Below are 15980 nucleotides of genomic sequence, written 5' to 3' on the forward strand. Positions count from 1 at the left end.
ATGAACGTCCGCTTACTCTTTCTCTACATCCCTCCTGCCGTAAGCGGGTGCAAATATACCACCCTTTTTCCTTAACTAACAAACTTTTTAACGCCTTTTTTATAAAATATTTTTAGCACAGCTTATAATCAAGTCTTTAGAATAAAAAAATCCACTGCTCATTCCTCAATCTAAAAGCACAGTTATTATACAAACACTTCTTATGTGATTAAAATCAATTAAAACAGTCGTACAATATAGGTACACCTTACTTAAGTTAAAATGACATTTATCATTTTAAGGAAGTATTCTATGGCAATATTATCTGCTATTAGTATTTTTAAGGTCAGAAAAAAGATTGCAGCTTTAAACTTTCTAAACACATATTACTTTGATAGAAGAAAAAGACATTATTATAATAGGTGCCGGTCCTATAGGCATTGCCTGTGCTCTGGCCTGTAAAGCAAAAAATTACAACTATACTATAATAGAAAAAGGTGCACTAACCAATTCCTTGTTTAACTATCCTTTAAACATGACCTTTTTTTCCACTTCAGAAAAACTGGAAATTAACAACATTCCTTTTATAAGTAATAATCCAAAACCAAACCGCAATGAGGCTTTAGAATATTACAGACGGGTAACTACCTCGAATGCTTTACATATAAAACTGTACGAAACCGTTAACACTATTAATAAACATGGTTCTCATTTTACTGTTACTACATCTAAACAACACTACCGTTCTAAAAACGTAATTATTGCCACTGGCTTTTACGACATCCCTAAACTGCTTAATGTTCCGGGCGAAGATCTTCCTAAAGTGACCCATTATTATAAAGAAGCTCACTCTTATAGTTTGCAACATACAATAATAGTAGGCGCCAGCAACTCGGCAGTTGATGCCGCTTTGGAGATTTACAGAAAAGGCGGGCATGTTACTATGGTAGTTCGAGGAAACGATATTGGTAGTCGTGTAAAATATTGGGTAAGGCCCGACATTGTTAACAGAATAGATGAAGGCTCCATTACTGCTTACTTTAATTCTGAAATTACAGCAATACAGGAAGACCGCGTTAGCATTAAAACCCCCAGCGGTATAAAATCTTTAAAAAATGATTATGTTGTTGCCTTAACAGGTTACCAGCCCAATTTTGATTTACTGGAACATGCCGGAGTTTCCTTTTCTAAAGACTCCAACCATATCCCGGACTACAATCCGGACACCATGGAAACGAATATTAAGGGCCTATACCTGGCGGGAGTAATTTGTGGCGGTATGGAAACTCATAAATGGTTTATTGAAAACTCAAGAATCCATGCCGATAAAATCATTAAACACATCAATATACTAAATCAATCTAATTAGTAATTATATTTAACAACACGACCATTTAAAGCCTGTTCGTTTCGGTAGTTGTTTATTGGCATATTATTTTTCAACTTTAATACCTCATCAACAGATAGGACTATTGGCTCTTTAAATACAACCCAGTTTACATTTTCGGTACAAGGCGGCGTTGTTAAAGACCCGCCATAAGAAAAATAATTATCCTTGTCTAAAAACAAGCCGGACAAATCTATACTTTTATGAATCTCTTTTGACGCACCTGTTTTTAGTGGCAGAAAACTTTCCAGCATTTCAAACAACTGGCTCTCCTCGCCTTCCTGACCCAAAATCGCTAAAACAGTAATTTGTCCGGACTCATTAGTATGAACAAGGTGCACTTCGATTGGATAGGTAATTCCGTTTATTTTATGCTCTGAAGGTTCGTGAAAGTGAATTTGCTTTAACGCATACAGCTCCTTGTTATAACGAATATAATCGCCTAGCTCAAAATCAAACTGAATGGAATGTCCGTTATTTTCAACTTTGCCAATTTCGGTAAGGGGTGAATATTCTATATTAAGCTTATTTTCTTCATGTACCGAAACAGCATCTTTTGTAATAATATTAATAGGAGACTGCTTTTTACCATCGCAATTCGAACGTTTTTCTATTTCCTTCCAATGCTCAGGAGATGTTTCGCCAGAATAACTCCAGTGCAACACATCGCTCTCTACTAAACCAGCATGAACTGTATCAGTATTATTTTCGCAGGACCATGCAAATAAACCTGTAACTACTAAGAATCCGTAAAGCTTAAGTTTCATAATTAATATACTTTTAACTGAAACAAAATTAAATCCCGAACCTTTTAAAAAACATAACATTTGTCACTTTTCAAGGATTTATTTACGATATCGTTTTAGTTAAAACCAAACAAAAAACTACTGCTATACTTAGTCCGTAAATTTAGGTTTAAACTCAAAAAAAACTGCAAGCTAAATATCTAAATACAAAATTAGCCTTTACTATTTTCTATTTCTCCCAATTTAGCTTGCACTTCCTTATTTCCTTTATTCAAAATTAAAGACTGATTATAATATTCTTCTGCTAATTTTAATTGTCCATTTTCATAATACACATCTCCTATATAAGAATATCCTAAATAATTTTCCGGGAATAACTCAGTACTCAAATCTAAAATTGCAACTACACCATTATAGTCTTTAAATGATTCTTCCCAAACATTAGCCTGAAGTTTTATTAAATCAATAATGGCTGGCTCATAACCCTTAAGTGCTTTCCCATCAAATCCTTCTGTGTTCTTTTTTATGGTTTCTTTTAAAGAAACTTTCAGTAATTCCGGATCTTTAAAAATCTCATAATATCTATATCCTGGACTATTTTTACTAAACAAATCTGGAATAAACATAGTGTGCTTTCCTTTTTTCAATTCCTCCTCTAAATTTATTTCTATATAATCCTTAAAATTCTGATAATGATATAACCGAATAATACCAGATTCCAAATCATACACTGTAGTATAAACCGTAATATCTTGCTTAAAATGATTCATTACTTCTCCACAATAATCAAAATCTGCTCTTGCTTCTGTTTCATTTATATAAGCCAAACCATTTTGATAAAATGAAATCGGCACTTCCATTCTGTTAGAGCATTCGGATGGATAAAAATTTGAAAAGGATTGCTCTGAATCGTCTCCTAAAATTAACTCATCTCCTTCTACAATTAAATACTCGCCAGATTTATCTATAAACACAACCATTGCGTCACTTAAAAAACTTAAGTCTATTTCCAATAAACAATCACGAACCTCTTTAACTGTAGAGCAATTATGCATTATTGGAGCTATAAATTCGTCAATAGAGACTTTCTTCTTTCCTTCTGTATTTTTCACCTCTTTATGCGGTGTAGTAAATCCGTCAAACATTAAGCCTGCTTCATTTATACTACCTTGAATAAAGTTATTATCAAATCCTACATTCATCACCCCATATCTATGTTTCCCTTTTGGTTCAAACCAAATTTGACAATTAGCACTAAACCAGTCTTCATTATTACCTACAATCGTTTTTCCATTTATAGTTATCTTGTACATACTGCAGGCATAACCAAAATTCACACAAAAAATTACGGAAAGAATTAAAATTAATAATCGTTTCATAATAACTATTTTTAAATTACACAATGATTTTCCAAGAGTTTATATACCAAACACAGCCATAAAAACCCTAGAATCCTAAGGTACCAAATACCCCATTTAAAAGAAATACGCATACCTACTTATATTGATTAATGGAAAACCTAATTTCTATTTTAGTAATTAGCAAACTTGAAAAACTACAACTATAAATACAATCAGGGTTCAGCTCAATAGCCAAAGCACTTGAATTGGAAATCACTATGAATTATTTAAATACTTCATAGTGGATATATAGACAACTATCTTACAAAAAGAAATTCCACTCCACTCCAAAACGAATGGCAAAATCGCGGTAAGGATAATTTGGTGCCGAATAAAACTTATAGCCAGTAAATGAAGAATTTAAATGTTCGCACATAAAATATATTCTGGCAGTCTGTATTTTAGCATCAATAAAGAAATCCAACCTCGGAAAGTTTCCGATTTTGGTATCATTCTGAACGTAAAACTCACCCAATAAAGGATCGTAGGCATTCATATTATATTCACTAAAATAATTAAAAGTAAATCCTGTTTGCAGATATAACGCTTTCTTGAAAAACTCGTTACTATAATATAATGTATTACGGGTTATAAATTCAGGCACATTAAATACCGCGTTTTCATCCTGTACGTTTTGATACATTATTGTATTAGCCAATGCAAAATGCCCGAATTTTATTTCCTTATCCAGTTTTACTCTTAAATAGGTAATTGTTGCTGAATTTTGAAAAGGTTTAACGCCTCCATTTCCGTCTTTCTTAAAATAAGCATAATCGCTAATTGTGCTATAATCCACATCTATGTTTGCAATTTTGTTAGATGCTATTTTAAAACTTAGTTGTTGCGTTTTCTCGCTGCTAAAATTAGTTTGCCAATTGTAATTTAAATAATCACTCTGGAACAGCAAAAAGTTATAATTAGGCTGTTTCGCATTATGATTAATGGAAGCACTCACACGTAAATCATCATTAAAAGCATACGCAGCTGTTCCGGTTATATAGTTACCGCTAAAATCACCACTAACATTTAACCCTGCATCTCCGGTAATATCAAAATCGCCAATTCTGTTATAATACTTTCCACCTACAGCAATTATATTTCCTTTCAATCTGTTTACTATACGCTGGCCCCCTAAAATTACAATCTGGTCGTACCCGTAATTATAATTATCCCAACTGGTGTTAAATTGCAGATGACCTAAAATTCGATTCGCATAATTTAACTGCACCTGATTATGAAAATTCTCAATCGTGGCACGATCGCTCAGGTTTGAAGTTTTAAATGAAGATCCAAAATAAGTGTTTCTGGACGACTGATTAAACTGAAAGTATTTATCTTCAAACGTCATGAGATGTGTTAGATTCAAGTTATGACTGGAAGTTGAATCTTTTGGTTTTACAATATAATACCTGTGATCTAAATGAAATCGTTTCCCTTTTAAGGTATTATCGGCATCCTGAAAATTTAGATCGAACACACCACGATCCAGAAATTCAGGGTCCCCCGATTCAAAATACGCCACCTCGTCATCGGTTAATCCACCATTCTCTTCATTATTAATATTCTGGGCAACAAAATGCGCCTTAGCCACATACCTGCCATTCTTAGTTTTATAGTTCGTACTAAACGTAAAATGACCTGAACTGGCTATAAAATTCTGATAATTTCCCAAAGATCGCAACCCCTGATAGCCTATTGAAAAATTAAATTCTTCCGAAGTATTTACTGTAAACAATCCGTTAGCCACCTGCCCCTGCTCGAAACCGGTTTTATAAAAAAGCTCTGTAAACGGTGTTGGTACGTGGTAATAATATACATCTTCAATTTCTTTATAATTAAGCATTTTTGCACGCGCGCCAAGATCTGGCATTAAACGCTCACTTTTAAAATTATAACTAAGTGTATTGTAAGACTGGCCCATATTAGAAGACGATATATAATTAAAATTATCTTTTCTTCGATAATTAAATTTATAGTCTTTTCTAATATTTAAAGTCGTGTCTACAAAGGTTGTATCGTTTGCGTGAGATATAATTAAATACTGATCTATTTTCCCCACCTTTTGTGTTCCGGCTTTAGTGCTGGTACTATCTAAAGACCTGTTTCGCAAATCGGTCTGACTACCTGAGTCTGAACTGTTTCTTACATCTTTTGATGGTTTTTGAAAAGTTTGAGAACTTGCTATAAAAGAAAAACACAACAAAAAGAAAGATAGAATGATTCGCTTCATAATTATTTTTTAGACCTTGCAAAGGTAAATACAAATTATGATACCATTATTATATCAAAAAATAAAATAAATGCTGGGCTTAAACTATTCAGAATTTGAACTTGAATGCGGAACAGACGAGGCAGGACGTGGGTGTTTAGCTGGTCCTGTAACAGCTGCTGCAGTAATTCTTCCTCCCGATTTTAAGAATACAGTTTTAAACGATTCCAAACAGCTTTCAGAAAAAAAACGAGATCTGTTAAAACCCATAATCGAACTGGAAAGTGTGAGCTTTGGAGTAACGCATATCTTTCCGGATGTTATCGACGAAATTAATATTTTAAACGCCTCTATCCAGGCTATGCAGGAAGCCATTGCCAAACTTGCACCACAACCCGAATTTATAAGTGTAGATGGCAACAGATTTAAACCATATGGCTCTATACCTTATGAAACCATTGTAAAAGGTGATGGAAAATACCTGAATATTGCGGCAGCATCCATTCTTGCAAAAACCTATCGCGATGCTTATATGAATGCCATTCATGAAGAATTTCCCATGTACAACTGGAAGAAAAACAAAGGTTACCCCACCAGAGAACATCGCGAAGCCATAATAAAATACGGTGCTACGAAATATCACCGCCAATCGTTTAGATTACTTCCCGATCAATTAAAATTAGATTTATAACTTTTTATATTTGTAAAAAAATTCCCTTATGAGAGCGTTTGGCTTAACCGTTATTTTTTGTTTACTTTTAATAGGATGCAACACCTCAAATACATCTAAATACAGTCTTATTCAGTTTGTTCCGGAGCACACTATTAGCCTGGTAAAAACTTCAAATTTTCAGGACTTAAAAAGCAGCCTGCAAAATAACAATCTGATTCAGGAATTTACTGGAACACAGGTTTACAATAACATTAGCGGCTTATTTAAAACCTTAAATCAGTTTAAGCCCGAACATGAAACTGTATTTTGTTTTTCTAAAGATGCCAAAGACAGTTTACAGGTAACACTAATTACAAAATACACGAAAGACCTGTTTATAAAAGACTCTTTAAATCCTGTTAAATCAAGTCAGATTAACTATAAAAGCAATACCATTACAAAATCTGAAATCAACAATCAGGCCCTCTACAGCATTATTATCGACAGCATTTTTATAGGATCTACCTCTAAAACCATAATAGAAAACAGCTTATCTCCTAAACTTCCAAATCCGGAATTTGAAAAAATATACAGTACAACGGGAACCGACAAAACCTTTTCCGTAATTCTGGATAGCGAGTACAGTAAGCGCTTAAATATTTTTATGCCTACCGACTCCATCCCGCTAAACAAGTTCACGAAATATCTTGCTTTAGATACCGATATTACTCAAGATGAAATTACTCTAAACGGAATTACAAAAGCTTCAGACTCTACAGAGCAACTAATTAACATATTTAAAAATACAATTCCTCAGGAAAACAAATTAGCCACAATAACACCAACCGATTGTGATGCTTTTATGAGCTTTACCTTTAACGACTTTAGTAATTTACAGGCCAATCTGGTAGCATATCACAATCAGGATTCGCCAGAAACTACTTTATTTGACAACACTTCTGAAATAGGAGTTATTTATCAAGATGCCAAACGCGCCGTAGCTTTTTACAGTTTAGACGATATGGCTACCAACGAGGCTTTAATCGATTCGCAGGAAATTATAGAAGAATACCGACAGATAGAGATTAAAACATTTGAACACCCGGAATGGTTTCCTGCATTTTTTAAACCGTTAATCCACACCACAAATGCCAGCTATTATTGTAACCTGGATTCCTTTTACGTGTTTGCAGAAGACCTGGATCTGCTAAAAAACATTATTGCGTCCTACCAGAATAAATCAACTTTTGCAGAACGCGACAGTTACGCTAATCTAAGTAAATCTTTAAGTAATGCATCCAGCCTGTTGCTTGTAGGCCAAGCACCGGCTTTAAAAACCGTATTAGTTTCTAATTTTAAAGACGATCTTAAAGTAGCTACCAACGATTACAAAATGTCTGCCGTTCAATATGTATTCGATCAGGACTTTGCTCATGTAAACATGGTCATAAAAAAGAACAAAGGACAGCAAATAGAAAACTCCGTTTCAGAAGAATTAAACATTAAGCTGGACGCCAATATTCTAAACAACCCACAGTTTGTAGTAAACCATATTACACGACAAAAGGAAATTGTGGTTCAGGATATTAATAACAACCTCTACCTGATATCCAATAAAGGAAAAGTGTTGTGGAAGAAACAAATTGAAGGACCGGTTCTTGGAGAAATCTCTCAAATAGACATGTATAAAAACGGACGATTACAATTGGCCTTTACTACACCTAGCCGTGTATATGTTTTAGACCGTAATGGTAAAGACGTCCCGCCTTTCCCTTTAAAATTCAATGATAAAATTACGCAGCCTTTAGCCGTTTTTGATTACGACAATAATAAAAAATACAGATTACTGGTGGTGCAGGACAAAAATGTATTAATGTACGACGCCCGAGGAAACCGGGTAAAAGGATTCAAGTTCACCAAGGCCAACAATACCATAGTGCACCAACCACAACATTTTAGAGAAAAAGGGAAAGATTATCTGGTGTTTAAAACTACCGACAAACTTTATATTTTAAGCAGAACCGGACAGGAACGCATAAAACCAAAAACCAATTATAAATATTCTAACGAAGGCGTTTATTTTTACAATGATAAGTTTACAACTACAGCCGAAAATGGTGCTTTGGTATTAATAGATCTTAAAGGCAATGTGGCTTCGCAGAACATTAATCTGGAAACACAACACCATATCGATGCAACTTCAAGAACGCTGGTAGCACAATCGGGTAACCGTTTAGCTATAAGAAATAAAACACTGGAATTAGATTTTGGAAGCTACACTCCTGCTAAGCTTTTCTATATAAACAATAAGATATATGTAACCACGACCGATTTACAAGCTCAAAAAGTTTATGTATACGACAGTCAGGGCGAAACCATATCTAATTTCCCGGTTTACGGTTCCAGCGCATTAGATCTGGCCAATCTGGATAAGGATCCGCAAATTGAAGGTGTTACCAAAGGCAACGACAATGCCATAATTATCTATCAGGTAAATTAAGTTTAAACCTATTTTAACGCTAAAACACGTAGTAATTTAGTACTATTGCACCCCTAAAATTTTAATTATTCGTTATGATAAAACGTACCAATGCCGCAATTTCAAAATTTATAATTCATAAAGTTGGAAATAAATTTAACGACACTAAAAATGCGTTTTCAGAACAGGAAGTGCAGTTCGACGAAGCCAGTTACGACCTTATGTTACCATTTTTATTACGACCATTCGGTACGGTAGTACAAAGTCACCGCTTTAACCATCATGCGAATATAAAGCTAAATGAAATTAACAGCTATACCGAATCGATTTTTGAAGATGAGAACAGTTTTATAGATGTTTCTAAAAACATAGTAAAGCACTTATACGAGCAATCTAATTCGGCACAAATAAAAACCGGAGATGTATTAGTAGCTATATTTGAAGGTATAGAATTTAACGAAATTACTACAAATGCAATAGGCATATTTAAAATTGAAAGTAAATCGAACTTCTTCCAGACTTACCTGGACAACAATAATAGTTACGATGTTGCCGTACAACAAGGTATAAATACAAAGAAAGTAGACAAAGGCTGTCTTATATTAAATCAGACCGATGCCGAAGGCCCTATCGTTTTAACGGTAGACAATAATAATTACGATGCGCAATACTGGATTAATCACTTTTTAAACATAAAATACGCGAACGATTACAATTCACATACCCAAAATTACCTGGAACTATGTAAAGAATTCTCTACCGAGATTTTAAAAACAAGCTACGGAAACCAGGAACAAAGTGTGTTTTTAGCAAAAACCGTCGATTTCTTTAAAGAGCGTGAATTTGTAAATGTAGAAGAGTTTAAAGAGGAAGTATTTGAAGACGACAAACACAAAACCTTATTCGAAGATTATAAAAAATCGTTCGAGAGCGAACAGGACATTCTTATTTTAAACCAGTTTGATATTGCCGAACCGGTAGTTAAAAAGCAGAAGCAAAAAATAAAATCGGAAATAAAACTAGACACTCAAATCCAGATAAAACTGGATATCGATGCGCCGGATGCTGCCAGCGAATATCTGGAACGCGGCTTCGATGAAGAGAAAAAAATGTATTACTACAAAGTATATTTCAACACAGAAGGCTAATCTAAACAACCTTCTGTGTCAATTGGGCTTCAAAAAGCGTTTTAAAGTGTTTTAGTAGTTTTTCTTTAACTTCATCCATATCCACTTCCTTTACTCCTAACTCTACATTAAGAGATGTTACTGCCTTTCCGCGTATACCACAGGGTATAATATTATCAAAATAGCCCAGATTGGCATTTACATTTAAAGCAAAGCCATGCATGGTAACCCAGCGACTGGCACGAACCCCCATAGCACATATTTTACGAGCAAACGGGGTTCCTACATCTAACCATACTCCGGTTTCGCCTTCGCTACGCTCGGCTTTTAAACCGTATTCTTCCAAAGTAAGAATGATCATTTCTTCGAGAAACCTCAGGTATTTATGTATATCGGTAAAAAAGTTATCGAGATCTAAAATGGGATATCCTACAATCTGCCCAGGGCCGTGATACGTGATGTCTCCACCTCTATTAATCTTATAAAACGTGGCACCTTTTCCTGCAAGTTCCGCTTCGCTTAACAGTAGATTATCCATATCGCCACTTTTACCCAAAGTGTACACATGAGGGTGTTCTACCAACAGCAGATAATTGGGTGTAATTTCCTCAGTTTCTTCCCGTCTGTTTTTAATTTTGATATCTAAAATAGATTTAAATAAAGCTTCCTGATAATCCCAGGTTTCTTTATAATCTTTTATCCCCAGTTCTTTTACTTCTATTACTTTATTTTCCATTCTTAATCTTCTAAAATCACTTCTACATTCAAGCTTTCCGGATTTATCATATATTCTTTAAAGCTCACTTCTACCGAAAAACTTTTATGATCTTCACTAAATTTTGCCGCATCTAAAGACACAGATTTTATGCGCTTTGGGAAATGATAATTCAATTCGTAAGTCGAGGCAGCAAGCATCATTTCGGCATCTGCAATACTATCTTTTAATGTATTTAACTGTTCACGGTCTAAAACGGTTACCTTACGTTTAAATACATTTTTATTATAGGAATATTCCACTTTCGTGGCCTCGGATGACCCAAGTACTTCAAATGGATTAGATTTTTTTCCGTCATCAGCGTCTTTTAAATCATTGGCATTATTCATAAGTTTAAACATATCCTGCAAGCCTTCCACATTATCAAAATCGGAGTACATATCGACCACCATTTTTTTTGTTTTAGGATCAACAACCATATGCATTTTAAAATTTTCTAGCGCCTTTAATCGTTCCTGTTCGGCTTTAGGCAGCGTAGCAATACTGTCTTTTTTCTCTTCCAGAAACGTTTTAAAAACCACAGTCGAATCAACCACCTTCTCCTCTTCTCCCATCATATCGTCACCTCCCATTTCCATAAGTTGTGAGCCATCTAACAAAAAAGACATTTTACCACTACCGTTTTCATTAATATGAATGGTCTCGGTAAATTGACAACTGTACATTACTAACAACGATAAACTCAGAATTAAAAAGTAGATTTTTTTCACGATTTTAAGTATTATTTAATCGCTGCAAAGATACTTAATAAAATACCAACAGTAATTGGTACTTTACTCAAAAAACCAAACGCTAAAAAATCAGACTGATAAAAAAGACCAAAGAAAACAGACTAGCGCTTCGGGTTATTTACAATAACCAAAGCCGCAATTACTCCAGGCACCCAGCCACATAACCACAGCAAGAATACAATTATAACCGAACCACAACCTTTATCTAATACCGCTAATGGCGGACAAATAATAGACAAGATAACTCTCCAAATACTCATTGATAATTGATTTATTTTAATTGATGAACATCCTATTGGACGCCCAAAACTAAGAATTGTTACAGCAATTAAAATCTATTTAGTTTTTAAATAACAATATATTGATATAGTTACTAATAGTAATTATCTTTGTGCGTTCAAAATTAAACAGAATAACAGCAGTATGTCGCAATTATCAGAGCAAGAAATCGTAAGAAGAGAAAAGCTTAGCAAACTTCGCGAATTAGGGATTAATCCATATCCAGCAGATCTTTATCCTTTAACCCATAATAGTAAACAGATTAAATCTGATTTTGAAGAAGGTAAATCCGTGATAATTGCCGGACGATTAATGTCCAGAAGAATTCAGGGAAATGCCAGTTTTGCTGAAGTTCAGGATGGCGAAGGACGTGTTCAGGTGTATTTCAATCGCGATGAAATTTGTACGGGAGACGACAAAACAAAATACAATACCGTTTACAAAAAATTACTGGATATAGGTGATTTTGTTGGTATTGAAGGTGAATTATTCACAACAAAAGTGGGCGAAAAAACAGTAATGGTTAAAGATTTTACGATTTTAAGTAAGTCGTTACGGCCATTACCTCAGCCACGTGTTGATGCCGAAGGTAAAGTGCACGACGCCTTTACAGATCCGGAACAACGTTACAGACAACGTTATGCCGATTTGGTTGTAAACCCACATGTAAAAGACGTTTTTGTAAAACGTACAAAACTCTTTAATGCCATGCGTGGTTTCTTTAATGAAGCCGGATATTTCGAAGTAGAAACTCCGGTTTTACAACCTATCCCTGGAGGGGCTGCAGCGCGTCCGTTCGTTACACATCATAACAGTTTGGATATTCCTTTATACATGAGAATTGCTAACGAATTATATCTTAAACGATTAATTGTTGGTGGTTTCGACGGGGTTTACGAATTCTCTAAGAATTTCCGTAACGAAGGTATGGACAGAACCCACAACCCGGAATTTACAGCGATGGAAATCTATGTGTCCTACAAAGATTATAACTGGATGATGGATTTCTGTGAGCGTTTATTAGAGCATTGTGCTACAGCCGTAAACGGTACAACAAAAGCTACTTTTGGCGAGCATGAAATTGACTTTAAAGCGCCATATGCCCGTGTCACTATGGCCGATTCGATTAAACATTTTACCGGATTCGACATTACTGGAAAAACTGAAGACGAAATTCGCGAGGCTGCTAAAGGCATGGGTATTGAGGTAGACGATACTATGGGTAAAGGAAAACTTATAGATGAAATCTTTGGTGAAAAATGTGAGGGCAACTATATCCAGCCAACATTTATCACTGATTACCCTAAAGAAATGAGTCCGCTTTGTAAAGAACACAGAGATAACCCTGACTTAACAGAACGTTTCGAACTTATGGTGTGTGGTAAGGAAATTGCCAATGCCTATTCCGAATTAAACGACCCGATAGACCAGCGCGAACGTTTCGAGCACCAGTTAAAATTAGCTCAAAAAGGAGACGATGAAGCCACACAATTTATCGATTACGACTTTTTACGTGCTCTGGAATACGGTATGCCGCCTACGTCAGGAATGGGAATTGGTATGGATAGACTAATTATGTTCTTAACTAATAATCAATCTATTCAGGAAGTATTATTCTTCCCTCAAATGAGACCTGAGAAAAAGCAGGTGGAAATGTCTGACGATGAAAAAGTAGTTTTCAATCTATTAAAATCAAATTCGCCAGTTGATTTAAATGCACTAAAAACGCAATCGCAACTCAGCAACAAAAAATGGGATAAAACCATTAAAGGCTTAACCAAATTAGGAGTAGCCAAAGTGGATAAAACAGACGAGGGGCTGTTGGTAAGTTTAAGTGAATAAATTTATGATTAAGCTCATCCTAAAATATAAAGCATACCTTTTAATATGGTATGCTTTTTTATTGGTAGTACATTTTATTATCAGGGATCAGTTTAAACCCTTCATTTTTATTTTTAATGCCTGCCCATTAATTTTTATTATCGCTTATGGTTTATTTACCAGCCTCCTCTTTTACAAAAAGAAAACCTTCTGCCTGCTGTTACTATGTTTTAACAGCTTAATAACCATGTATTGGTTTAACAACTACCACTACGATAACGAGAACCCTGAGATAAATAAGAGCTTAAATACGCACGCCATTCTATACTGGAATATTGCAAGGCCACCACATTTACCTCTCGATCGTCTTTATAAGAACATGGAGCGCTACAATCCGGAGATAGTTGTATTGGTAGAAGCACGCAACATTCCGAAGGAAGATTTCGATGCGTTTAAAATACATTTCCCAGAATACACCATAAAACAACTGAATGGAGAAATGGTACTTGCCGTAAAGGGCACCATAAACGACACAGAGTACAGGTATATTTCGGAAGCCAGCAAATATAATTTTGTTACCACAACCATACACAACCACCGTATAACGATACTTATCCCCGACTTGCTTGCAAATGCTTCCAAATCCAAACGATCGGATTTAAAAAAAGTCCTGCATATTGCAGAAGATCAAAACATCGATTTTATAATTGGTGATTTCAATACCCCTTACGAAAGTGCTTTTCTCGATCCTTTTCATACGCATTATGAAAGCTTCCACGCGTACAATAATGGGTTTACTGCTACCTGGCCAACCGTATTTCCTGTTCTGGAAATCGACCAGATCTGGCTAAATAAACGATGGCAACCTGTAAAACTGAATAAAAAGTTCCATTTCAATTCAGACCATGCATTATTAGTTGGTGAATTTCAAATAAAACCATAATAAGCAAACTATCTTTCCTCAAAACTGTAAATCCAGAGTTTCGAGTAATAATATACTTACCGTAATAGTTAACAGCCTGTTAAAGTAAAACTCAGTATTAAACCTAATGCCATAAAAAGGGTCTTATAGATATAACTTTAAAATACAAAGACCATGAAAAAAATATTAATTCTAGCTTTAGTATTTATGTCTTTAAATGCTTTTGCGCAGCAAAGAGGTCAGGGGTTTAACCAAAATGGCCGAAATGAGATGGCTATGGGAATGAAAATGAATAATTTCACCCCAGAACAACAAGCCACCTTACAAACAAAACGCATGACGTTGCATTTGGACCTTACCGACAGCCAGCAGAAAGAGGTATATAACTTAAACCTAAACCTGGCCAAAACTCGTGATGCGAATAGAAAGGCAATGCTGGCAAATAAAGAAAGTGGCAAAACATTTACCGATGATGAACGCTACAACCTTATGGTTAAACGTTTAGATAACCAGATTACCTATAATGCCAAAATGAAATCGATCTTAAAATCGGAGCAGTACGAACTTTGGAATGCGAATCATCGACAAGGCATGAGACAAAACTATTTTGATTGTCCTCAAAATCCAAGGCCATATAACCAAAAAAAGCAAAGACGTAATCAATAGTAACACAAGCATAAAGGCAACCCATTGGGTTGCCTTTATTTGTAAGGGTAAGCACTTTCTTATATCAATAAGTTAATTAAATTATTTTTTACCGCATAAGTAACAAGCCCCGCTACATTTTTAGACTCGGTTTTCAGTAATAGGTTATTACGGTGCCCTTCTACAGTTCTTGGACTTATACATAATTTATCGGCTATTTCGGAAGTTGTTAGCTGATCACAAATAAGCAATAAAACTTCTTTTTCCCGACTGGTTAAATACGATTCGTCGAATTCGCATTTTACAGATTTACCATTATTATGCGATAAATCTTCATGAAGATATTTCAACACCTCACTGGTATAATAAAATCCGGTTTCATGCACTTCTTTAATGGATTTAACCACTTCTAAGGGAGTAGCGCTTTTGGGCAAATAGCAGGAGGCGCCAATCTGAATCATATTTAAGATACAGGATTTCGAATTATAACTGGTTAAAGCAACTATTTTTAAATCGGGAAATTCTTTATGGATTAATTTCGATGCCTCTACCCCATTAAGTTCGGGCATATTTAAATCGGTTACTACCATATCGGGGAGGCTTTCTTTATGACTTCTTAAATATTCTACTAACTCTAAACCGTTACCTGCCTCAAAGTCGACTTCAATTGTGTCGTCTTTCTCTAAAAGGAATCGAATGCCTTTCCTAAATAAGCGTTCATCATCCGCCAAAACCAAATGTATTTTACCTCCCATAAACCTAGACTTTAATGTTTTAATATTACATAAAAGACTTGATGTTTCTCATTTCTGTTACACGATTAACAAA

Annotated in this window: 14 protein-coding genes; 7 read left to right on the top strand and 7 right to left on the bottom strand. The window is 35.0% G+C overall.

Annotated features, from left to right (window positions below; genetic code table 11):
• Positions 1-373: 373 nt before the first annotated feature.
• Complete coding sequence (locus tag I3217_RS07540) at positions 374-1348, top strand: YpdA family putative bacillithiol disulfide reductase (protein WP_435049303.1); 975 nt, start codon at positions 374-376, stop codon at positions 1346-1348.
• On the opposite strand, the gene I3217_RS07545 is transcribed toward I3217_RS07540, so the two are convergent.
• The 3 genes from I3217_RS07545 to I3217_RS07555 form a co-directional block, all read right to left on the bottom strand.
• Positions 1345-2133, bottom strand: a complete 789-nt coding sequence (locus I3217_RS07545; protein WP_435049148.1) for a carbonic anhydrase — start codon at positions 2131-2133, stop codon at positions 1345-1347. The two genes, I3217_RS07540 and I3217_RS07545, sit on opposite strands and share 4 nt — an antisense overlap.
• A gap of 191 nt (positions 2134-2324) precedes the next feature.
• Positions 2325-3491 carry a linear amide C-N hydrolase gene (locus tag I3217_RS07550; RefSeq protein WP_435049149.1) on the bottom strand — a complete coding sequence of 389 codons (1167 nt, stop codon included), beginning with the start codon at positions 3489-3491 and terminating at the stop codon, positions 2325-2327.
• A gap of 283 nt (positions 3492-3774) precedes the next feature.
• Positions 3775-5742, bottom strand: coding sequence for a putative porin (locus I3217_RS07555; protein WP_435049150.1), 1968 nt, complete (start codon positions 5740-5742; stop codon positions 3775-3777).
• Positions 5743-5812: 70 nt separating this feature from the next.
• On the opposite strand from I3217_RS07555, the gene I3217_RS07560 reads away from it, so the two are divergent.
• The 3 genes from I3217_RS07560 (at position 5813) to I3217_RS07570 (ending at position 10000) form a co-directional block, all read left to right on the top strand.
• The gene (locus I3217_RS07560; RefSeq protein WP_435049151.1) at positions 5813-6412 is read left to right on the top strand and encodes a ribonuclease HII; all 600 of its coding nucleotides are present in this window, start codon (positions 5813-5815) and stop codon (positions 6410-6412) included.
• Positions 6413-6440: 28 nt separating this feature from the next.
• Positions 6441-8873 carry a ribonuclease HII gene (locus I3217_RS07565; protein WP_435049152.1) on the top strand — a complete coding sequence of 811 codons (2433 nt, stop codon included), beginning with the start codon at positions 6441-6443 and terminating at the stop codon, positions 8871-8873.
• A 74-nt stretch (positions 8874-8947) separates the two neighbouring features.
• Positions 8948-10000, top strand: a complete 1053-nt coding sequence (locus tag I3217_RS07570) for a nucleoid-associated protein (protein ID WP_435049153.1) — start codon at positions 8948-8950, stop codon at positions 9998-10000.
• Position 10001: 1 nt separating this feature from the next.
• On the opposite strand, the gene lipB is transcribed toward I3217_RS07570, so the two are convergent.
• The 3 genes from lipB to I3217_RS07585 form a co-directional block, all read right to left on the bottom strand.
• Entirely contained in the window at positions 10002-10715 is a 714-nt protein-coding gene (gene lipB / locus I3217_RS07575) for a lipoyl(octanoyl) transferase LipB (RefSeq protein WP_435049154.1), read from the bottom strand.
• 2 nt (positions 10716-10717) lie between these two features.
• Positions 10718-11419 carry a hypothetical protein gene (locus I3217_RS07580; protein ID WP_435049155.1) on the bottom strand — a complete coding sequence of 234 codons (702 nt, stop codon included), beginning with the start codon at positions 11417-11419 and terminating at the stop codon, positions 10718-10720.
• Between the two features lie 167 nt (positions 11420-11586).
• Positions 11587-11745: a YqaE/Pmp3 family membrane protein gene (locus I3217_RS07585; RefSeq protein ID WP_435049156.1), complete on the bottom strand. Its 159-nt coding sequence runs from the start codon at positions 11743-11745 to the stop codon at positions 11587-11589.
• Between the two features lie 163 nt (positions 11746-11908).
• On the opposite strand from I3217_RS07585, the gene lysS reads away from it, so the two are divergent.
• The 3 genes from lysS (at position 11909) to I3217_RS07600 (ending at position 15173) form a co-directional block, all read left to right on the top strand.
• Positions 11909-13606, top strand: coding sequence for a lysine--tRNA ligase (lysS, locus tag I3217_RS07590; protein WP_435049157.1), 1698 nt, complete (start codon positions 11909-11911; stop codon positions 13604-13606).
• Positions 13607-13610: 4 nt separating this feature from the next.
• Entirely contained in the window at positions 13611-14528 is a 918-nt protein-coding gene (locus I3217_RS07595) for an endonuclease/exonuclease/phosphatase family protein (protein ID WP_435049158.1), read from the top strand.
• A gap of 153 nt (positions 14529-14681) precedes the next feature.
• Positions 14682-15173 (top strand): hypothetical protein, encoded by a 492-nt coding sequence (locus tag I3217_RS07600; protein ID WP_435049159.1) that lies wholly within the window; start codon positions 14682-14684, stop codon positions 15171-15173.
• 59 nt (positions 15174-15232) lie between these two features.
• Here the strand turns inward: I3217_RS07600 and I3217_RS07605 are convergent, their stop codons facing one another.
• Positions 15233-15907 carry a response regulator gene (locus I3217_RS07605; RefSeq protein WP_435049160.1) on the bottom strand — a complete coding sequence of 225 codons (675 nt, stop codon included), beginning with the start codon at positions 15905-15907 and terminating at the stop codon, positions 15233-15235.
• Positions 15908-15980 lie beyond the last annotated feature (73 nt).

The sequence above is a fragment of the Formosa sp. S-31 genome (assembly GCF_051172795.1).
Taxonomy (GTDB): Bacteria; Bacteroidota; Bacteroidia; order Flavobacteriales; family Flavobacteriaceae; genus Formosa.

Coding starts and splice junctions, on each gene's coding strand:
- I3217_RS07545 (WP_435049148.1), bottom strand. CDS start 2,133: ATGAAACTTAAGCTTTACGGATTCTTAGTAGTTACAGGTTTATTTGCA.
- I3217_RS07550 (WP_435049149.1), bottom strand. CDS start 3,491: ATGAAACGATTATTAATTTTAATTCTTTCCGTAATTTTTTGTGTGAAT.
- I3217_RS07555 (WP_435049150.1), bottom strand. CDS start 5,742: ATGAAGCGAATCATTCTATCTTTCTTTTTGTTGTGTTTTTCTTTTATA.
- I3217_RS07560 (WP_435049151.1), top strand. CDS start 5,813: ATGCTGGGCTTAAACTATTCAGAATTTGAACTTGAATGCGGAACAGAC.
- I3217_RS07565 (WP_435049152.1), top strand. CDS start 6,441: ATGAGAGCGTTTGGCTTAACCGTTATTTTTTGTTTACTTTTAATAGGA.
- I3217_RS07570 (WP_435049153.1), top strand. CDS start 8,948: ATGATAAAACGTACCAATGCCGCAATTTCAAAATTTATAATTCATAAA.
- lipB (WP_435049154.1), bottom strand. CDS start 10,715: ATGGAAAATAAAGTAATAGAAGTAAAAGAACTGGGGATAAAAGATTAT.
- I3217_RS07580 (WP_435049155.1), bottom strand. CDS start 11,419: ATGTACAGTTGTCAATTTACCGAGACCATTCATATTAATGAAAACGGT.
- I3217_RS07585 (WP_435049156.1), bottom strand. CDS start 11,745: ATGAGTATTTGGAGAGTTATCTTGTCTATTATTTGTCCGCCATTAGCG.
- lysS (WP_435049157.1), top strand. CDS start 11,909: ATGTCGCAATTATCAGAGCAAGAAATCGTAAGAAGAGAAAAGCTTAGC.
- I3217_RS07595 (WP_435049158.1), top strand. CDS start 13,611: ATGATTAAGCTCATCCTAAAATATAAAGCATACCTTTTAATATGGTAT.
- I3217_RS07600 (WP_435049159.1), top strand. CDS start 14,682: ATGAAAAAAATATTAATTCTAGCTTTAGTATTTATGTCTTTAAATGCT.
- I3217_RS07605 (WP_435049160.1), bottom strand. CDS start 15,907: ATGGGAGGTAAAATACATTTGGTTTTGGCGGATGATGAACGCTTATTT.